Origin of the sequence: Eikenella sp. NML120348 (genome assembly GCF_001648435.1) — a bacterium.
In the GTDB taxonomy this organism is placed as follows: domain Bacteria; phylum Pseudomonadota; class Gammaproteobacteria; order Burkholderiales; family Neisseriaceae; genus Eikenella; species Eikenella exigua.
This window is the reverse complement of record NZ_LXSP01000002.1, coordinates 353,246-373,524: the sequence shown is the minus strand read 5'-3', so window position 1 is coordinate 373,524 and position 20,279 is coordinate 353,246. Positions and strand designations below refer to the sequence as shown.

Annotated in this window: 17 protein-coding genes, 2 tRNA genes and 1 pseudogene; 6 read left to right on the top strand and 14 right to left on the bottom strand. The window is 52.6% G+C overall.

Annotated features, from left to right (window positions below):
• Positions 1–117: 117 nt before the first annotated feature.
• On the bottom strand, positions 118–1,914 hold the full coding sequence (locus tag A7P99_RS05030) for an aminopeptidase P family protein (protein WP_067448637.1): 1,797 nt from the start codon (positions 1,912–1,914) through the stop codon (positions 118–120).
• 30 nt (positions 1,915–1,944) lie between these two features.
• Between A7P99_RS05030 and A7P99_RS10025 the strand changes: the two genes are divergently transcribed.
• Positions 1,945–2,193, top strand: a complete 249-nt coding sequence (locus A7P99_RS10025) for a hypothetical protein (protein ID WP_151086412.1) — start codon at positions 1,945–1,947, stop codon at positions 2,191–2,193.
• Positions 2,194–2,215: 22 nt separating this feature from the next.
• On the opposite strand, the gene A7P99_RS05025 is transcribed toward A7P99_RS10025, so the two are convergent.
• The 8 genes from A7P99_RS05025 to A7P99_RS04990 form a co-directional block, all read right to left on the bottom strand.
• Positions 2,216–3,703 (bottom strand): peptide MFS transporter, encoded by a 1,488-nt coding sequence (locus A7P99_RS05025; RefSeq protein ID WP_067444462.1) that lies wholly within the window; start codon positions 3,701–3,703, stop codon positions 2,216–2,218.
• A 567-nt stretch (positions 3,704–4,270) separates the two neighbouring features.
• Complete coding sequence (locus A7P99_RS05020) at positions 4,271–4,963, bottom strand: epoxyqueuosine reductase QueH (RefSeq protein ID WP_067448643.1); 693 nt, start codon at positions 4,961–4,963, stop codon at positions 4,271–4,273.
• A gap of 213 nt (positions 4,964–5,176) precedes the next feature.
• Positions 5,177–5,749 carry a 50S ribosomal protein L25/general stress protein Ctc gene (locus A7P99_RS05015; protein WP_003824618.1) on the bottom strand — a complete coding sequence of 191 codons (573 nt, stop codon included), beginning with the start codon at positions 5,747–5,749 and terminating at the stop codon, positions 5,177–5,179.
• Positions 5,750–5,815: 66 nt separating this feature from the next.
• Complete coding sequence (locus tag A7P99_RS05010; protein WP_125080640.1) at positions 5,816–6,799, bottom strand: ribose-phosphate pyrophosphokinase; 984 nt, start codon at positions 6,797–6,799, stop codon at positions 5,816–5,818.
• A 389-nt stretch (positions 6,800–7,188) separates the two neighbouring features.
• A tRNA-Gln gene (locus A7P99_RS05005) sits at positions 7,189–7,265 on the bottom strand.
• A 19-nt stretch (positions 7,266–7,284) separates the two neighbouring features.
• Positions 7,285–7,361, bottom strand: a tRNA-Gln gene (locus tag A7P99_RS05000).
• Positions 7,362–7,540: 179 nt separating this feature from the next.
• Positions 7,541–8,407, bottom strand: coding sequence for a 4-(cytidine 5'-diphospho)-2-C-methyl-D-erythritol kinase (gene ispE, locus A7P99_RS04995; protein ID WP_067527477.1), 867 nt, complete (start codon positions 8,405–8,407; stop codon positions 7,541–7,543).
• Positions 8,404–8,997 (bottom strand): outer membrane lipoprotein LolB, encoded by a 594-nt coding sequence (locus A7P99_RS04990; RefSeq protein WP_067686694.1) that lies wholly within the window; start codon positions 8,995–8,997, stop codon positions 8,404–8,406. Before A7P99_RS04990 ends, ispE begins: the two co-directional genes overlap by 4 nt.
• A 172-nt stretch (positions 8,998–9,169) precedes the next feature.
• On the opposite strand from A7P99_RS04990, the pseudogene A7P99_RS10020 reads away from it, so the two are divergent.
• Positions 9,170–9,279 (top strand): annotated as a pseudogene (locus A7P99_RS10020) (IS5/IS1182 family transposase); the annotation flags it as partial.
• Between the two features lie 348 nt (positions 9,280–9,627).
• Here the strand turns inward: A7P99_RS10020 and lpdA are convergent.
• The 5 genes from lpdA to yjgA all read right to left on the bottom strand — a co-directional run bounded on the left by lpdA (position 9,628) and on the right by yjgA (position 15,587).
• Positions 9,628–11,058 (bottom strand): dihydrolipoyl dehydrogenase, encoded by a 1,431-nt coding sequence (gene lpdA / locus A7P99_RS04985; protein ID WP_067448649.1) that lies wholly within the window; start codon positions 11,056–11,058, stop codon positions 9,628–9,630.
• Positions 11,059–11,163: 105 nt separating this feature from the next.
• Positions 11,164–12,033, bottom strand: a complete 870-nt coding sequence (locus A7P99_RS04980) for a hypothetical protein (protein ID WP_067527475.1) — start codon at positions 12,031–12,033, stop codon at positions 11,164–11,166.
• Positions 12,034–12,192: 159 nt separating this feature from the next.
• Positions 12,193–12,954, bottom strand: a complete 762-nt coding sequence (locus A7P99_RS04975) for a hypothetical protein (RefSeq protein WP_067448653.1) — start codon at positions 12,952–12,954, stop codon at positions 12,193–12,195.
• Between the two features lie 183 nt (positions 12,955–13,137).
• Positions 13,138–14,592, bottom strand: a complete 1,455-nt coding sequence (locus A7P99_RS04970; protein ID WP_082880731.1) for an MFS transporter — start codon at positions 14,590–14,592, stop codon at positions 13,138–13,140.
• A gap of 437 nt (positions 14,593–15,029) precedes the next feature.
• On the bottom strand, positions 15,030–15,587 hold the full coding sequence (gene yjgA, locus A7P99_RS04965) for a ribosome biogenesis factor YjgA (protein ID WP_067448656.1): 558 nt from the start codon (positions 15,585–15,587) through the stop codon (positions 15,030–15,032).
• Positions 15,588–15,790: 203 nt separating this feature from the next.
• On the opposite strand from yjgA, the gene A7P99_RS04960 reads away from it, so the two are divergent.
• From A7P99_RS04960 to A7P99_RS04945, 4 genes are all read left to right on the top strand, one after another.
• Positions 15,791–16,039, top strand: a complete 249-nt coding sequence (locus A7P99_RS04960) for a hypothetical protein (RefSeq protein WP_067448659.1) — start codon at positions 15,791–15,793, stop codon at positions 16,037–16,039.
• A gap of 38 nt (positions 16,040–16,077) precedes the next feature.
• A complete protein-coding gene (locus A7P99_RS04955) occupies positions 16,078–16,305 on the top strand; it encodes a hypothetical protein (RefSeq protein WP_067527474.1) in 228 nt (75 codons plus the stop codon).
• A gap of 83 nt (positions 16,306–16,388) precedes the next feature.
• A complete protein-coding gene (locus tag A7P99_RS04950; protein WP_067686693.1) occupies positions 16,389–19,628 on the top strand; it encodes an N-6 DNA methylase in 3,240 nt (1,079 codons plus the stop codon).
• The gene (locus A7P99_RS04945; RefSeq protein ID WP_197481757.1) at positions 19,622–20,206 is read left to right on the top strand and encodes a restriction endonuclease subunit S; all 585 of its coding nucleotides are present in this window, start codon (positions 19,622–19,624) and stop codon (positions 20,204–20,206) included. The genes A7P99_RS04950 and A7P99_RS04945 overlap by 7 nt, the downstream gene beginning before the upstream one ends.
• Positions 20,207–20,279: the final 73 nt, after the last annotated feature.

Below are 20,279 nucleotides of genomic sequence, written 5' to 3'. Positions count from 1 at the left end.
CTTTACACGAAACGGAAATTGCCCTTTTCCAGGCAGAAAATATGGCCTGAAAGGCAAAAAACTACCTGAAATCCAGGTAGTCTTTTGTCAGCACGTTATTGAACCACATCATCAAAATCAAATGGGCTGGGTATTCTTTTCCAGCCATGCTTTAGCTGCACCTTCGGTATGCGGGGCCAGTTTTTCGCGCACGAGGGAGTGGTAGTCGTTTAGCCAAGCGGCTTCGTCGTCGCTCAACATACTGCGTTCGATAAGCTGCGTATCAATTGGGCACAGGGTAAGCTGCTCGAAGCACAGGTATTGGCCAAATTCGGTTTCCTTCGGCTGTTTCACGCGACGGTGCACTACCAGGTTTTCAATGCGGATACCCCATTTGCCCGAACGATATAAACCAGGCTCATTGGAGGTAATCATGTTTTCTTTCATATTGTTGCACTTGAGACCAGAAGTGTTGTAAGCAATTTTCTGCGGACCTTGGTGCACGTTGAGGAAATAACCTACACCGTGGCCGGTACCGTGACCGTAGTCGCACTGCTCTTTCCACAGCGGTGCACGGCAGATGGCATCCAGTACTTGACCGGAGAGATTTTCCGGGAACACTGCTTCGGCTAGGGCAATGTGTGCTTTTAGCACGCGGGTGTAGTCACGTTTCTGCTCGGCAGTAGGCGAACCAATAGGGATAACGCGGGTGATATCAGTGGTACCGTCCAGATAGTGTGCCCCGGAGTCGATCAGCAGGATGCCCTGCCCTGTGATGGTGCTATAGTGCTCGGGTGTAGCGGCATAGTGCGGCAAAGCGGCATTCTCGTTGAAGCCGGCAATAGTATCAAAGCTGAGCGAAATGTAACCGGCCTGACGGCTGCGGTGGTCGATTAACATGGTATCGATATCCAGCTCAGTAACGATTTCGCCGGCGGCCAGTTTCTGCTCTAGCTCGGCAAAGAAGCCGCACAAAGCCACGCCGTCACGCACCATGGCATGTTTGGCGTGTTCGATTTCGGCTTCAGACTTGCAGGCTTTAAATAGGGTGCTGGGGTTGATGTCTTTAATTACACGCACGCTGCCAGGCAACTTGCCCAAGGTGTAAACGGCGGTACGGTCGGGATCGACTAGGAGGCTGCCACTGAGTTTGCTCACGGCATCCACCACGCTGCGGTATTCAGCCACGTCGATTTTGGCTTCGTTCAGCACTTTGCGGCAGGCATCAGTGAGCTTGGTGGGGTTCACAAACAGGGTAGCCCGTTCGGCATCAATCAGCAGATAGGAGATAAACAGGGGGTTGAACGGCACGTCATTGCAGCGCAGACTGGTAATCCAAGCGATGTCGTCGAGCGAGGAAACCAAATGACAGTCGGCACCAAGTTCTTTCATTGCGGCACGCACACGGGCAAGTTTTTCCGGCACGCTTTCTGGCGAGAATCGGGCTTCGTGTACGAAAATAGGACTTTCCGGCAAGCCGGGGCGGTCGTGCCAGAAGTTATTGAGCAGGTCGGTATCAAGCCGCAGGTAGATGTTTTTCGTAGCAAAATCAGCCTGCATTTCGTGCTTGAGTGAGAGCGACAAACCATCTGCCGGAATGCCGACTACGGAGTTTTCAGGCAGCCTCTCAGCCAACGATTCAACCATGGTGGGGTAGCTCTGGCCGAGTTTCTGCAATACGAAACCGCTGCCTTCGAGCTGGCGTTTGGCCTGTTCCCAATAACGGCTGTCCACCCACAATTCGGCGAAATCAGCGCTCACGGCCAGCGTGCCGACCGAGCCATCAAAGCCGGACAACCAAGCACGGCCGCACCAATGTTCGGGCAAGTATTCGGAAATATGTGGGTCGGCGGAGGGCACAATCCAAACGTCAATTTTCTGTTCTTGCATGGTTTGCCGCAGGGCGGCGAGACGTTGTGCGTGAATATTACTCATAGCTGACTCCTTTGGCAGTTACTGGTAAAGATGCTGCTGATGCAAGGTGTTGCTGCTTTAACTTGTCTGATTGTAAAGTACGCATTTATTGCCGCTTATCGTTGCTATATTAAATATCGCCGGCAGCTGCAAGCCTACCTGAAAACAATCCGCTTACAAAGCGGCAAATATGATTTTTCAAATGCAAAGTTAATGCAATCATATTGCCTAGTTAGAGAAGTATGGAAAACCACCACGACAGCATTTTCCGGCAGAGGTTTTAGTGAGTGGGTAACTTGAGGCTACCTGAAAATCATGCAATTTAGTCTATGTCGCTCAACAGACGGTTCAACATAGGCAGCATCACCAGCAACACCACGCCTGCACTGATGCCGAGGATGCCCAACAGTTGGTAGAATTCAATTACCTTGGTAGCATTATACAACTGGTCGAACAGTACCCCACCCAGTGTGAAACCCAACGAAATGGTAAGGAAATTGAACGATACCATCTGTGTTTTGAATACTTCGGGCGCAATTTTGGTGGCAAACGACAAAGAAATCGGCGAGAGCAGCAGCTCAGCAATGGTAATCGTGAGAATCAATAGCGCCATTACCACCAGCGGCATAACCTGACCGGAGGAAAGGAAAGGAATGAAGCACAGGTAGGATGCACCCAGAATCACCATCGACAAGGTAAATTTCATGGGTGTTTTCGGCTGGCGGGTGCCCATTTTGGTCCACAGCGCAGCCATCAGGCCGGCAAATACGATAACCCACAGACTCTGTAAAGCGGCCAGCCAAGCCACGGGGATTTCAAAGCCCCACAACACGCGGTTAGACGTTTCGTCAAAGTAAATGGTTACCACAGTGTAAATCTGAAACCACACCGCCCAAAACAGGCACATTACCGCAAACATCGGTACATAGGCCAGAATATGGCGTTTTTCCGCATAAGAAACCTGCTCACTGGTAAACATGCGCACGAAATAAGTAAGGCTGGTAATAATTACCACAATCAAGAGTACACGTGAAAAATTTTCCAGATGCAACAGCTTACCCGCAATACTGCCACCTAGCACCATCGAAGCGATTACCGCAATGGATACAGCCAGTTTGCGCCGCTCGGGCGGCAACGGATTGGCAGGCGGAGAGGGCGGCAATTGGCTACGGCCGCGCCAGTATTGCCACAGGCCGAAAGCCATGCCTATAGCTGCCGCGCCGAAACCGTAGTGGAAGCCGTATTTCAACTGCAGCCAACCGGTGAGCAACGGACCGATAAAGCCGCCGATGTTGATGGCAGTGTAAAAAATTGAGAATCCCGCATCGCGCAGGTGCCGCCGCGACGGATCTTCATATAGCGATCCCACCATGGCGCCGGCAGAAGACTTCACCCCACCGCTTCCCAAGGCAATCAGCACCAGGCCAACAATCAGCCCACCCAAACCCGGCAGCACAGCCAGGGCAATATGGCCGAGCATTACCACCACGCCCGACCAAAACAGGGTTTTTTCCGCTCCCAATACGCGGTCGGCCAACCAGCCGCTCAGAATGGTGGCCAAATAGATACTGCCGCTGTATGCGCCTACCACACCGCCGGCCAGATTTTTATCGATGCCCAGGCCGCCGTCTTTAGTGGCGTAGTAGAGGTAAATCAACAGGATGGCCTGCATGCCGTAAAAAGAGAAACGTTCCCACAGCTCAATATGGAACATGGTACCCAATTGACGTGGATGGCCGAAAAAATCACCTTTGGATGAGCCGCCTTCGGTGACGGGAGTGGTAAAGCGTTCATTGGTTGGCGTAGTCATAAAGGATTCCTTGCTAATGGTCTGTTTTTCTATGCCTGCGTACAGACTACCTGAAAAATGCTGCGTTGCGCCTCATCCAACCATGGCAAGCCTGCTTCCGGCCAAGCGGCGCTGTTGTAACAAAAAATAATTCCTCCTTTGGCAGAAGAATACGGACGGTATCCAAATGAAAGCCACATCCGCTTTTCCTGCACAAAGGGGGACTTGGTGTGGCACATATTAGTATGCACTGCGCCTGCGTGCAAGCATAAATTTGCATTTCCCAACATTTATTTTCCTAATCAGCAAACCAAAGTGCTTTACAAACGCCGAATACAGTGCCTTTCAGCGATTTTCTCTTTCTTAATAGAAGTGGAAGCTACCTGAAAAATGTGCGCCGGGATTTTCAGGTAGCCTTGGGCGGGTATCAACCCCGCGTCTACAGGATTTCAGGTAGTCTACGCCTATATCGGTTTTGCTCGCTGCAAGCTATGTAGCAGCTTTTTCGTACCCGCTTGCTGCAATTAAAGTTGCAATAAAAAGGCTACCTGAAAATTCCAGGTAGCTTTTCCATGTAATCGGCAGCATTCAACCTGCATCCTCTTCATCACCATAATACTTCACCCCGATTCTAATCGGCGGCCGCCCTTGCGATTTACGGTGGGCGTTAGAATCACGCAGTGAGTAGGCACAGCCGCAATATTCCTGCTGGTAGAAGTGCTCGCGCTTACTAATTTCTATCATGCGCGAGCTGCCACCACCTTTGCGCCAATTATAGTCCCAATACACCAAACCAGGATGTTTTCTGGCGGCACTGTGGCCGCAATCATTGATTTGGCTCATATTTTTCCAGCGGGAAATGCCGAGACTGCTGGTGAACACAGGAAAGTCGTTTTCATAGGCATATTGGGCGGCTTTTTCAAAGCGCATATCGAAACACATGGTACAACGGACTCCGCGCTCGGGCTCGAATTCCATGCCCCTGGCTTTCTCAAACCATTCTTTACGGTCGTTTTCGTAGTCGTCGTCTTTGTCGATGAAAGGAATGCCGAATTTGTCGGCAAAATGCATGTTTTCTTCTTTGCGCAACAGGTATTCTTTGAGCGGATGAATATTGGGGTTGTAGAAATAGATGGTGTAGTCGATGCCGGAAGCAAGCAGGGCTTCCATCACTTCGCCGCTGCACGGGGCGCAGCAGGAATGGAGCAAGACTTTGTTTTGCCCTCCCGGCGGAACAAGCACGGGGCGGCTGATGGGGCTGACTTCAAGAGTGTGGTTCATGGTTTTTCCGTAATTTGGTTTGGGCAGGATTTTAACACCAAACGCAGCAGGGCTGCGGGCTGAAGAAGACGGTGAAGCTTTTTCAGGTAGCCTTTTCAAATACGAAGAAGCTGCCCGAAACTGCCAGCTATAACTTTTCAGGTAGCCTTTACACCGCAACACCGGCCAAACAAAACCCCGCTTTGCAGCGGGGTTTGTTATCAAAGCTATGGCTTATTTGCCTGCGGCGGTTACGGTGGCTACGGCCAAGTTGGCGCCACGGCGCAGGGAGGTGCTTTCCACGCCTTCTGGATATTGGATGTCGGACAGGTGCAATACATCGCCAGCCACAACTTTTTCGCAATCCAAAACCAGTTCGGACGGGATGTGTTTTGGATCCAGCAGCACTTCCACGCTGGTGCTCAGCAGAGCCACGCGGCTGTTTTGCAGTTTAACAGCCTGAGATTTCTCGGCATTAACCACGTGCAGCGGCAGGCGGATTTTGATCGGTTTGCCGGCTTCTACGATTTGGAAGTCGATGTGGCGCACTTCGCGGCGAACGGGGTGCATCTGGAAGTCGCGCACAATCACGTCATGCTCTTTGCCGTTCAGCGCCAGTTTGATGATGGCGGTGTGAAACTCTTCTTTCTGCAGGGCAAAGAATACGGTTTTGTGGTCAACGGAAACAGCAGTGGCGTCAGAGCCGGCGCCGTAAACTACGGCAGGCACACGGCCTTCGCGGCGCAGGCGGCGGCTCGCACCAGTACCTTGCTCTTCGCGCACTTGGGCTTCAATTTTGAAAGACATAGTAAAACTCCATTTAAGTTAAATAAAGCCGTCTGCCGGGCTGCGACCAACCCTGACGGCAAGGGATTACGGGAGGAATAATGCTCCCGGGGATGCCACATCCTCGTTGAAGAGGTATGAGACAGATTCTTCGTTGCTGATGCGGCGCATGGTTTCGGCCAGCAAACCGGCAATCGTAACTTGGCGAATACGGTCGCAGTTGCGGGCGGCATCAGACAGGGCGATGGTGTCGGTAATCACCACTTGGTCAATATCAGACGATGCAATGCGGTTCACGGCTTCGCCGGAGAACACGGGGTGGGTGGCATAGGCCAACACGCGTTCTGCACCGCGCTCTTTCAAGGCGGAAGCGGCTTTGCACAGAGTATTGGCAGTATCGATCATGTCATCCACAATCAGGCAAGTACGGCCTTGGATATCGCCGATGATGTTCATCACTTCAGCCACGTTGGCTTTGGGACGGCGTTTGTCGATAATCGCCAAATCGGTGTTCAGCACTTTGGCCACGGCACGGGCGCGCACCACGCCACCGATGTCGGGGCTGACCACGGTGAGGTTTTCGATGCGCTGTTGCAGGATGTCGTGAACTAAAATCGGGGTGGCATAGATGTTGTCCACCGGGATATCGAAAAAACCTTGGATTTGGTCGGCATGCAAATCCACAGTCAGTACACGATCGATGCCGGCGGTGGCGAGCATATTGGCCACCAGTTTGGCGGAAATCGGCACGCGCACGGAACGCGGGCGACGGTCTTGGCGGGCATAGCCGAAATAGGGTATGGCAGCGGTAATACGGCCAGCGGAAGCGCGTTTGAGCGCGTCGGCCATGGTGAGCAGCTCCATCAGATTATCGTTGGTGGGTGCGCAGGTGGACTGCAAGATAAACACATCGCGGCCACGCACATTTTCCAAGAGTTCCACGGCGACTTCGCCATCGGAAAACTTGCCAACGGAAGCACTCCCCAATGAAATACCGAGGTGTTTCACCACATTTTCAGCCAAGCCGGCGCTAGCGTTGCCGGCGAATACCATTAAACTTTCGTATGCCATTTCTTCATTACCTGTGTTGTTTGCGGTCTCGCCGCTGACTGTGGGAAACATTGCCGCTCCCTCGCGCTTGGGTTTGACTGGCTTGCAAATGGTAGATTATACGCCGAGCGCAGGCAAAACCAAAGTGCTGTTTGTGCGGAATATCCACCATTTGTACCTGCTTGATATCGGGGGCGGGCAACGAATGCCTGAGCATGGTTTGCTTTCGCCCTTAATTGAGCAATCAAAACCGAATAAACGGGTTTCCACGGCAAGAAAATTCTTACCACTCCGGTTTTCGAACCGATTTTGTTTTGGCGAAACTCGCTACGCTCGTTTTCAGGTAGCCTTTTAGTGTATGGTGCATACAATAAAAATAAAAGCATGTACGCGTACATGCTTTTGTAAGGTGGCTGGGGATGTAGGATTCGAACCTACGCATGCCGGAATCAAAATCCGGTGCCTTAACCAACTTGGCGAATCCCCAAATGTATTGTTTACGAATCTGGCTGGGGATGTAGGATTCGAACCTACGTATGTCGGATTCAGAATCCGATGCCTTAACCAACTTGGCGAATCCCCAGTACAATCCTGCTATTGCGGCAGGCGATTCAAGAAAGGGGCGAATTATGCGTTTTTTTCGGTATATTGTCAAGCGTGCCTGATGTTTTTGTCATAGTGGATAAAATTGAGATAAGGCGGTGAGCCGCAGACAGTACAACTAGTATGGCAAGGCGGGCCAACACCGTAGCATTCTTAATTTTAATCCACTATATTTTTCAGGATGCCTTGCAAGGGATGCCTATCTAAACCGCGCACGCACCAGGCAGCCAGATTTTCAGGTAGCCTACTATAGATATACTCGGCTTCGCCTTGCGTGGCGCAGGCGATAAACAGGCAGGCACCGGAACCGGTTAGCTGCGGCATGCCGTAATCTTGCAGCAGACGGAAGGCGGCGGCCACGGGCGGGTATTCGGCCAGCACCACGGCCTGCATATCGTTGCGGAAAGGTTGCAGTTGCGTGAAACCAGGCTGGGCGCAGGACGGGCTGTTGCGGGTGAGATTAGGGTGGGCAAAGATTTTCGGCGTGGCCACATGCGCACCGGGGCGCACCACTACATACCATTGTTCCGGCACGGCCAGCGGGCTCAGGATTTCGCCGATGCCTTGCACAAAAGCGCTTTGACCGAACAGAAAAAATGGCACGTCCGCACCCAACTTCAGGCCGAGCGCCCGCAGCGTTTCGGGCGGCACGGCAGTGTGCCACAAATGATTGAGGGCAAGCAGCACGGTAGCGGCATCCGAGCTGCCACCGCCCAGCCCGCCGCCGCTGGGAATATGTTTGTCCAGCCAGATTTCCACGCCGTTGGGGCTACCTGAAAACTGTTGCAGCAGGCGGGCGGCGCGGTGGCTCAAATCTTGTTCGGGCGGGATGCCGCCGGCGGGGTTGTGCAGGATGATTTGCCCGTCTTTGCGCGGCAGCAGCCATATTGTGTCGCACAAATCAATCAGGCAGAAGATGCTTTCGAGCAGGTGGTAGCCGTCGGTTCGGCGGCCGATGATGCGCAGGTCGAGATTGAGCTTGGCCGGGGCGGGAAAGGCAAGGGCGGCGGGGTGCGGCTGCATCATACGGCCTGCCCGGCATTATCTGCGCAGCTGCCGGGGCGCTGCTCCGGCTGGCCGAAGCGGTCGAACACCAGGCGCAGGCTCAGACCGGTGCGTTCCAGCAGCAGCATGCGCACTTGGCCGTCTTCGCCCAAATTGCGTTGGATTTTCCAGCCCATTTGCTGCAGGCGGCCGTCGGGCAGCACGCTGTAGGGCTCGCCGGGCACGCGCAGGCCGTTGGCCCAGCGGTCGATATAGGCCACGGGCAGGTCGTAGCCGAGTAGCTGGCGGCTGAGTTCGGCAGTGGTGGCGGCGCGGAAAACCTGGCCGTCGGACGCCACCGCCTGCACCCCGCCGCCGTCTTGGCACAACCGGCCCACACTGTTGCCCAGCGGGGTTTTCACTTCAAACAGCTGCACGGCGGCTGTGCGCAGCCAATCGAAATTGGCATAGCTGCCGCGTTCGTTTTCCTTCACGCCCATGCGGCCGGAGGCTTCAAATTCGGGCGTGGCGGCATCGTCGCGCCAGCTTTCGGCAGACATTTGCGTGCCAAGGCCGGTACAGGCGGCGAGCAGGAGGGCGGCGAAGATGGGGAGGAGGCGGTGTCGGATCATGGGCTTTCGTATTCTGAATGGATGGCAAGAGCGACCGGATGGATATGAAAATTTTCAGGTAGCCTCAAGCCGAGGAGAGGCTACCTGAAAATCAATCGGCCAACGGAATGGCCGTTATCCCTAATCTGGCAACGGGCGGATTTTAGCACGGCATCAGCAGTTTGGGCGGGCGGATTATAGTGGATTAAATTTCAATCAGGACAAGGCGGCGAGCCGCAGACAGTACAAATAGTACGGCAAGGCGAGCCAACGCTGTACTGGTTTAAATTTAATTCACTATATCAACCCCGCCCCACGAAATCGGCTGCCGTCGGCAACGTTGCAGGCTACCTGAAAGCAGAGCATCAACGAAGCCGGAAATACGTTCGCCCTATTTTCAGGTAGCCTTAGCTGTGGCAGCAGGGCGGATATACAGAGAATGGGAAAAGAAGAAGACCGAGCGGTACAACGCCGTTGATTCCCACATCATCAAACCCGCTTCTTCAGCATTTCAGATAGCCCCAACCAAGCCCGCTCCATAATCGGCAGGCACACAAAAGGCTACCTGAAATCTGCAAACCATTTCAGGTAGCCTTCATCACATCCTGCCTGCCCTGCGCGCCATTTCGCACAAGGCAGGCGGCGGCAGGATTAGCCGTGCAGGGCGCGCTTGTCGGCGGCCAGGGCGGCTTCATGCACCACTTCCGACAGGGTCGGGTGGGCGTGGACGATGCGGGAGATGTCTTCGCTGCTGGCGCAGAACTCCATGCCCACCACGCCTTCGCTGATCAGCTCGCTTACCATCGGGCCGATCATGTGCACGCCCAAGATGCGGTCGGTTTTGGCATCGGCCAGTACTTTAACCGTACCTTTGGCTTTGCCCAAACCCATGGCGCGGCCGTTGGCGGCAAAGCCGGACGTGCCTTTTTTGTAGTCCACGCCTTCGGCTTTGAGCTGCTCTTCGGTTTTGCCCACCCAGGCGATTTCCGGGTCGGTGTAGATGACCCACGGGATGGTGTTGAAATCGAGGTGCGGTTTCTGCCCGGCGATGCGTTCGGCCACGGCCACGCCTTCGTCGCTGGCTTTGTGCGCCAGCATCGGGCCGCGCACCACGTCGCCGATGGCCCATACGTTGGGCAGGTTGGTGCGGCATTCGCCGTCCACCACGATAAAACCGCGCTCGTCTTTCTGCAGGCCGACCGCTTCGGCATTCAGGCCGTGGGTGTTGGGCATGCGGCCGATGGCCACGATGAGCTTATCGAACTCGGCAGTTTGCGCTTCGCCTTTGGCGTTGTTGTATTCCACCACCACTTTGCTGCCGCTGGTGATTTTGTTCAGTTTCACGCCCAGCTGGATGTTCAAGCCTTGCTCGCGGGTGAAGTATTTGAACGCTTCTTTGGCAATCTGCTGGTCGGCGGCGCCAAGGAACACGGAGGAGGCTTCCAAAATGGTAACTTCCGCGCCCACGCGTTTCCACACCGAGCCCATTTCCAAACCGATGACGCCTGCGCCGATAACGCCGAGCTTGGCCGGCACTTGGGTCAGATTCAACGCGCCTTCGTTATCCAACACGTTTACGTTGTCGATGTCCACCAAGGGCAGCGCGCGCGGGGTGGAGCCGGTGGCCACGATGATGTGCTTACCCTCAACCGTGGTTTTTGCGCCTTTATCGTCCACTTCCAGCTGCCAGAAATCGCCGTTTTTACCCACGAAGGAGGCCGTGCCGAACAGGCTGGTTACTTTATTTTTCTGAAACAGGAACTTAATCCCGCCCGTGAGCTTGGTGACGATGGCGTCTTTGCGCTCGATCATCTTGGCGGCGTCAAACTGCACATTGCCCACAGTGATGCCGTGTTCGGCAAAGTCATGCTGCGCAGCATGGAAATGCTCGGACGATTGCAACAGAGCTTTGGAAGGGATGCAGCCCACGTTCAGGCAGGTGCCGCCCAAAGCAGGGGCGTCGCCGGCCTTATTCACGCCGGCATCGATACAGGCGGTTTTGAAACCCAGCTGTGCGGCGCGGATGGCGGCAACATAACCGCCGGGGCCGGCGCCGATTACCACTACGTCGAATTGAGACATATTGAAGCTCCTTTTGTGTGAAAAGCGGGGTGGAGAAAGAATCAGCCGCTTAGCATAGGAAAGTGTTGGCATCACTCTGCGTTAAGCGGCTGTAAGGTCATTGCGTTACTTAGGCTCGGAAGCAGACTGTCCGTCGCCTATCACAGTTTTGAGCTGCTCCATATACTCTTGCAGCTCAACCAAGGAAGATCGAATGGGTTCCCAATCTTCTTTGATGGCGTCCACGGAGGTGGGTTTGCCTTGTTTGTCCCAAGCGGAGAGAACGGGTTGCTCTGTCCCGTTGATGTTGACAATGGAGTGAAGCATGATGCCACCGCCTGGATAATAGTGGTTTAAGATGAGACGTTGCTTGTCTGCAGCGGAACGACCCCACACCATCGGTTTGCCATCGTTATAGAAGAACACCACTTCGTCATCCGACTCAGACCCACTATCACGAACTTGGAGAACCTGGCGGCCGTTGCGGTACATACCGTACCAGCCGTCAAGTTTGCCTTGGGTAAATTTGCCGGCGGCAAATACCGTGCCGTCCTCCTCTTTCCACACCACCAGGCTATCGTTCACATCGGTGGAGAAATTTTTCGGATCGCCGTCTTTGGAGATAATGGCGGGCAGAATCTGCGGTTTACCGCTGTCTTGGTAGAAATCCTGCACCACTAGGCGGCCGTCGGGCATGGTGCCCAACACTTCGCGGTAATAGCCGCCGACGCTGGGTTTATCGGTGGGTTTGGAATCTTTGTCGAAATAAATCACCTGCTTCTCAGCAGCAGGCTGATAACCTTCCACGGCTTTGGCAGCCGCCGCTTCAAGTTCTGTTGCATCGGCAGGCAAGGCCATAGCAGGCGCCTGCTGGCCTTCGGCAGTGTTGGAAGCAGCCGGCGGTGCAAATACTGCGTTGTTTTGGCTATTGTTTTGATTGGGATTACAGGCGGCCAGCAACAGGGCCGCAGCCACAGTGGCGAAGAGTTTATTCATAGATTTCCCTATTGGAATTGGTGAGTATCTGCGCGATTGGTAGATTGATGCAATTCTATAGCCAAACTCATTATTTTTCCATACAGGATGCTACCCACACCGCCATAGCAAAAGGCTACCTGAAGGTTTTCAGGTAGCCTTTGATGGTTTATACCAGCTTTAGCGCAGGTGTTTGCTCATCAGATAATTCACGCGCTGGAGGCTCTCGCGCAGCTGAGTCTGCACCTCGTCTGCCGTAGCGCTGCTGCCGTCTTCTTTCCAGAATTCGGTTTTAACCGCATTCTCTTTGCCCACGCTCTGCATCAGCTTGTTGCCGTTGGTGTAGTAGTAGGTGCGCACCAAACCGTTGTCGGTGTGGTTATCAATTAGCTCGAACATCGGTTTGCCGTTTTCGTAGAAGCCTTTTATTTCGAAGGGTGTATCTTTAACATCCGGCTCACCCGCAATACTCAACACCAGCTGGCCATTTTCAGCATACATGCCGACACGTTGCGATTTGCCGTCATGGATTTCGGCAAAATTAGTGAGGCGGCCTTCGGGGGTGTACCACACCACCAAGCCTTCAATCACTTCGGAGCTGGAGTTTTTCAGCTCGCTGTCTTTGCTGATGATAACGGGGTTAATCTGCTTGGTGCGGCTGTCTTGGTAGAAATCCTGCACCACGGCTTTGCCGTCGGCTGTGCGGCCGAGCAGCACGCGGTAATAGCCGCCTTTCATCGGACGGTCGGCAGCGTCGCCGTCAGCATCGTAGTAGGCAATGATATTTTCTTGCGCTTCGCGTTGGCGCAGGGCGGCGGCAGCCTGCTCAGTGCGAGCGGAAAGCTGGTCGGCACGGGCGGGGAAGGCATCGCCGCTGCCGGTAGCGGCGCAGGCGCCGAGCAAGGCAGACAATACGGCGGCGGTGAGAATATTTTTCAGCATAATGGTTTGACTCCTAAAAATAACGCTGGGTGGCGTGCAGTCTACACCAAAAGGCGGACGGTGTGTCTACGGTGGAATATTGTGGCTTGTTTTATATAATTATTTTTAAGCAGTTAAGATTAATTTCGTTGGAATTTCTGTTTTCAGGTAGCCTTTCATCCCTGCTTGAGGCTACCTGAACCCTCACCTCCGCAGCGGCAGCTTGCGCCCCACCAGCCACACCAGGCCGAGCACCGGCAGGCCCAAGAGCGCGGTGAAGAGGAAGAAGCCGTCGTAGCCGATTTGGTTCACGATACTGCCGGAGTAGCCGCCCAGCGTTTTGGGCAGTAGCGTCATCAGCGAGCTAAACAGGGCGTATTGCACGGCGGTAAACCGGATACTGGTGAGCGAGGAGAGAAAGGCCACGAATACGGCGCTGGCCAAGCCGCCCGCCAGATTGTCGAAGGCCACGGCCAAATAGAGGAAGGGCAGATTGTGCCCCTGCCAAAACAGCAGGATAAACAGCAAATTGGTGGCCGAAGCCAGCACGGCGCCGAGCATCATCATGCGCATCACGGCAAACCGCTGCGCCAAGAGGCCGCCGAAGAAGCCGCCGGCAATCGACATCAGCACGCCGAAGGTTTTCACCGCCCCGGCAATCTCGTCTTTGCTGAAGCCCATATCGGCATAAAACACATTGGCAATCACCCCGGCCACAATATCCGAAATGCGGTATAGCCCGATTAAGGCCAACAGCAGCGCGGCATGGCGGCCGTAGCGCTGGAAAAAGTCGGCCAGCGGCAACACCCAGGTTTGCCGCACCACTTCGCCGCACACCAGCCCCAGCATCACCAACAGCCGCCCCGTCAGCACCGCCGCCATCAATGCCGCCGAAAGCCGCGCGCCTTCCCACAACAGGGAAAGCAGCGGCCCTTGGTTTTCAGGTAGCCACCCGCCAGCCCAGCGGAACACCAGCACAAAAGCCGCCACCGCGCACACAAACAAGCCCACCAGCCGCGCATTGTCGCCCAGCGCCAAGCCGGCCGGCCGTTCGCGTTTTACCGCAGGCTCGGCCACCCACAGCGTGGTGAGCACGCCGGCGCCCATGGTGGCCGCCATCAGCCAATAAGTGTTGCGCCAAGCGGCATACAGATAATGTCCCTTTTCCGAGCCGAAGCCGCTGGCCAGCCACAACGCGCCCGCCCCGGCCACAATCATGCCCACGCGGTAGCCCGCCGTATAGGTGGCCGACATCACCGACTGCATCGCCGCATCGCCCGGCGCGCTTTCGATGCGGTAGGCATCAATCACCACGTCCTGCGTGGCCGAAGAAAAGCCGAGCAACACCGCCGCTGCCGCCATCCACGGCAACACCGCCGCATTAGCCGGATTGAGCGCGGCCATCGCCAAAATCGCGGTGATAATCAGCCCCTGCGCCAGCAGCAACCAGCCGCGCCGCTGCCCGAAACGGCGCGTTAGCCACGGCAGCGGCAGCGCATCGATTAACGGCGCCCAGATGAATTTGAAGGAATAGCCCAATGCCGCCCAGCTGAACATGGTAACCGTGGCGCGGTCGACGCCGGCTTCGGTGAGCCACAGCGAGAGGCTGGAGAAAATCAGCAAAATCGGAATCCCCGCCGCAAAACCGAGCAACAACATGGCGATGGCGCGGCGGTCGGTATAGCCCGCCCACGCGCGCCGCCTCGGCGTTTGTCCGTCGGCATGGGAGGAATCGGCTGGGCGTTGGCTGGATGAGGTCATGGTGCTGCTCCGCTGCGGGGTAAAACTGGAAAACGTGGCATTATAGCGCGTTTGCCGAAATGGCAAGGTTAAGCCACAATCGGGATGGATGCCCTCTCCTTGTTAGCATACCCCCCAACAGTGAAATCAAAAGGATGAAACCGCGATGCCCAACCAAGCCCGACTGGCCGCAGCATAGCGGATTAAATACGGAGTTGGCTCACCCTACCCTATTTTGATTTTCATCCGCTATCAGCACCAAGCCAGGCACCATCCGGCAAACAAAATAAAGGCTACCTGAAAACTGGAAAACCGTTTTTCAGGTAGCCTTTTCTTGCTAGCTAGGGCTAAACCGCTTATTCCTGCTCCACACCCTGCCCGTCTTCCTCCTCCGGCACATCTGCGGCGGGATTATCCGCCTCCATCGCTTCTTTCAGGTAGCGGTAGAGCGCGCGGAAGTGTTTGGGCGGCTTGGCCTGCTCGCGTTCCTTGCGCGTGTTGCGAATCAGGGTGCGCAACTGGCCGGCTTCGGCGGCGGGGTAATCGCGCAGGAAGTCGGTGAGCGCATCGTCGTTTTCCAACAGGGTTTCGCGCATCTGTTCCACACGCTGCAAGAAAGCGTTGTAGGCAGCGTGGCTGCCCTGCAGTTTGTCGAGAAACTCGCGGATCGGCTCCGGATCGAGATCGCGCATCAGGCGGCCGATGTATTGCGTTTGCCGCTTGAGCGCGCCGTTGCTGTTGATTTTCTTATACATGGCAATGGCTTCGCGCAATTCCTCAGGCAATTCGATTTTCTTCAAGGTGTCGCCGGAAAGGCGGGCAAGCTGCATGCCCAAATCCTGCAAATCGTGCATTTCTTTTTTGCGGCGGGTTTTGCTCACCCATTCCTGCTGGTCGTCTGGCTGCTGTTGCATAACGGTTTCCATAGAAAAAGTTGGCGGCATTTTAGCAAAGTTTGCGCACGGCGGCTTTCAGGTAGCCTGAGTTTAGGTAGGAAGGCTACCTGAAAACTAAAGTTACCATAAGGGGACTGACTTTCTGCAAGGCTAAAACTGATTGGTGGATATGGCATAATCCGATTTTCAGGTAGCCTGCCGCCCTGTAAACAAGGAAAACCATGTCCGAAATTCTGATTTACCAAACCGAAGACGGCCGCATCCAAGTGAACCTGCTGGTGCAGGAACACACCGTCTGGCTCAACCAAAGCCAACTGGCCGAACTTTTTGACACCTCCGTGCAAAATATCGGCCTACACATAAAAAATATATTGGAAGACAATGAATTAGATGGAAATTCAGTTATAAAGGATTTCTTTATAACTGCCGCAGGCGACACAATTACCACGAACACCCATCTGCCAAAATAAACAACCGACCGCACCCCCAACTCGAAAGCCCCTCCCCCATGACCGCCCACACCTACGAACACAAATACCGCCTTGCCGCCCAATTTGCCCGCCTCTTCCAAGACGAAAAGCGCGAGCGTGCCGAAAATAGTAACGCAACGGTACTGCCAACCAAAACTGCTTTGACGCACTGCTGGAATTATTCGGCTAGGACAACTGGCTCTACATTTCTTATGACAATAACGAATAATATGATGCAGAATAAGCTTATGATATTTTTCAGGTAGCCCAGCCTGTAAACAAGAAAACCTTAAAACGGTTATTTCAGGCAACCTTTCCTTTTCCCCTATTTTTTAAGAACCTTTCAATTATGATTACCAAACAAAACCTGCCTCAATTCCTAACCCATTTGGGCTTCACCAAACAAAACCAAATCTATACAAAATCCCTGCACGGACACGAACTAAAAATCAACTTTGCCAATGAAAAAATCATCTATCCTAAAGGTGTAACTGCCCACCGCGACACTACCAAAAATTTCAGTCAGCCTGAAAACTTTGTCGTATTTGAATGCATACATAACCTGCTGCAATCGGGCTACAAACCCGAACACATCATTTTGGAGCAGGGTATGCCCGGCGGACACGGCATGACGGGCGGATTTTGCGACATCATTGTGCAGGATAATGATGGGCAACCCTATCTGCTTATCGAATGCAAAACGGTAGATGGCGACAAAAGCAAAGAATTTTCCCGTGCATGGGCGAAGATGCAGAAAGACGGCGGGCAGCTTTTTAACTATTACAACAGTTATCGCCAGGCACAATGGCTATGTCTGTATGCAAGCGATTTCGTCAACAATCAGGCAGAATCCGTTTACCACCTGATTTCTATGAAGGATAACGACGAATATCTGGGCAGTAACGAAAAGCTACTGAGTTTCAAAAAAGTGCAGGAGGAAAATGGCTCAAAATCCGACTATTTCAAAGTATGGAGCGAAACCTACCAGCAGGACTTTATTTCCCACAATCTATTTGAATCCGCACCATTCAATATCGGCAGCCGTCCCTACAATGTGCGCGATTTAAAAATTGTGGACAACAACACCATTCAGAAAAAATACCACCAGTTTGCCACCATCATGCGCCAACACAATGTTTCCGCGCGTGAAAATGCATTCGACAAACTGGTAAACCTGTTTCTGTGCAAAGTCGTTGATGAAAAAGCGAACCCCGAAAATTTAAAGGTCTATTGGAAAGGCGCGGCCAGCGACAACCACTATGACCTGCAAGACCGCCTGCAACAGCTTTACCAAACCGGCATGAAAGAATTTTTGGGCGAAGACGTAACCTACATCAGCGCGGAAACACTGAATAACGCCTTTCATCTGTTCAAAAACCAAAAAGATGAAACCAAACGCACGGTAATGGAATATTTCACCCAACTGAAATTCTATTCCAACAATCCCTTTGCCTTTTTGGACGTACATAACGAAAAGCTCTTCTTTCAAAACGCCGTCATTCTGAAAGAAATCGTGCAGATGTTACAGGACATCAAACTCAAAAACGAAGAAGAGCAGCACCAGCTTCTCGGTGATTTGTTTGAAGGCTTCCTAGACCAGGGCATAAAGCAGTCTGAAGGACAGTTTTTCACGCCCATGCCGATAGTTAAATTCCTGATTTCCAGCCTGCCACTGACTGAACTGCTGCAAAACAGCGAAACCCCAAAAGTAATTGACTATGCCTGCGGTGCAGGACATTTCCTTACCGAATACGCAAGCCAAATTAAACCCCTGCTGCAAAGCGGGCAAAATCCCGCCGATTTCTACCCCCACATTTACGGCGTGGAAAAAGAATATCGTCTCTCCAAAGTCGCCAAAGTGTCCGCCTTTATGTACGGGCAGGACGAAATGAACATTATCTATGCCGATGCGCTTGCCCAAAACGGCAACCTCAAAGACGGCGGCTTTTCCCTGCTCGTTGCCAATCCGCCGTACAGTGTCAAAGGTTTTCTCACTACATTGAGCGAAGAAGACAAAGCCCGATTTACGCTCTACCCTCATGTTTCCGATGAAGACAGCTTCAACAGCATCGAAACCTTCTTCATCGAAAAAGCCAAACAGCTCCTGCATTCGGGCGGCATCGCCGTCATCATCCTGCCGTCCAGCATCCTGACCAACGGCAACATCTACATCAAATGCCGCGAAATCATCCTGCAATACTTTGATTTGGTCGCCATTGCCGAATTCGGTTCCGGCACATTCGGCAAAACCGGCACCAACACCGCCACCCTGTTTCTGCGCCGCAAATCCGATACGCCAAACCTTGCCGGACACTACCAAAACCGCGTAGAACAATGGCAATCGGGCAATTTCAGTTTTGACGACCTGTTTGAAGACAGCCATCTGCTGCAAAACTACTGCGGGCATTGCGGCTTCGATCTGGCGCAATACCAGGCCTTTTTAACGGCGCAAAGCAAAATGCCGCCAGAAATTGCCGAAACCGAAGTGTTTCAGGAATACAAAAAAGCATTCGACAAGAAAAAGCTGCCCAAAAGTGCCGATATGGAAAAAGCATGGCTCGATTTCGCTAAAGAGATTGAAGCCGACAAACTGCGCCATTTCATGCTCGCCGCCAACAATCCGCAAAACGTGCTGGTAGTGAAAATGCCGGCCGAAACCAAAGAGAAAAAAGCCTTTTTGGGTTATGAATGGAGCGCAGCAAAGGGCAATGAAGGCATCAAGTATCTGAGCGGGCAGGCTGAAACGGGCGAAGAAGGGCTGCAAAATTTACAGGGCATCAACAAAATCCAAACCCCGCTCTTCAACCCGCAAAACCTGTTCGACGAAACCAAACTCAACAGCCTGATACGGCAAAATTTTTCAGGTAGCCTGCAAAACATACCCGAACACTTGGCAAAATTTGCCGCACTGCTGCCGCTGACAGAAATGCTGGATTTCGAACGTGCGGATTTTGATAAAGCTATTCGGACAAGTGCACAGAAAAAAGTTGAGATTGTGAGCAAATATACATTAGTAAGGCTGGGGAGCATTGCAAACGTTTCAAGTGGGAATAGCGCACCTCAAGAAAGACATTTATACACAGATGGCAAGTATCCATTCTTCAGAACATCAGATGTCGGCAAAGTCCATTTATCTAAAAACTTAATAGAAGTTTCAGACTATTTAAATGAAAAGGGGATTGAAAATTTGAAGAAATTCCCTAAAGGAACTATTTTAATGCCAAAATCTGGTGCTTCAACATATCTAAACCATAGGGTAATTATGGGATGTGATGGCTATGTTGTTTCTCATTTGGCAACAATTATTGCTGATAATAATCAAATTTTAACTGAGTTCTTATATGAAATTCTGACATTGATAAAGGCGCAAGATATAAAAGCAAATTCTGGCTACCCTTCGTTAAATGAAAACGATATAAATAATATTAAAATCCCGCTTCCACCCTTGGATATCCAACAAAAAATTGTGGAAGAATGCCAAAAAATCGATGACGAATTTAACCATACCCGTATGAAAATCGAAGAATACCGAGCCAAGATTGCAAACATATTCAATGACTTGGAAGTGATTCAGGCGGGGGGGTGGTAAAATGGTTTAAAATCAATGAATTATCTAGTATTAATCCATCAAAATCAGAAATCAGATCTTTGGCGGACAGCTTAACAGTTTCTTTTGTGGAAATGGCTTCAGTCAGCAATCATGGATTTATCGAACACAAAACGGAAAAGCCGTTAAGCGAACTACGCAAGGGCTCTTATACTTATTTCAGAGAGAACGATGTCATCATTGCCAAAATAACACCATGTATGGAAAACGGAAAATGTGCTTTGGTAACAGGGTTATCAAACGGTATCGGTATGGGAAGTTCGGAGTTTCATGTTTTCAGAGCTGATCAAACCCAAATTCTGCCAGCTTTCTTGTTCTATGCCTTAAACCGTAAACAAATCCGTCAGGCTGCCGAAAAACAAATGACAGGTTCAAGCGGACACCGCCGAGTGCCTGCCTCATTTTATGAAGATTTGCAGATTCCCGTTCCCAACCTGGAAACCCAAAAATCCATCATCACCCAAATTGACGGATACGAAGCCGAAATCGCCGCCTGCGAGCAAAAAATCCAATCCCTGCCCGCGCAAAAGCAGGCAGTGTTGGCGAAGTATCTAAATTAGAACAAGGATATATCCATTCATTCTTTTTCAGGCAGCCTGGAAAAGCAGCCTGCACCCCATTCACTCAAGGAAC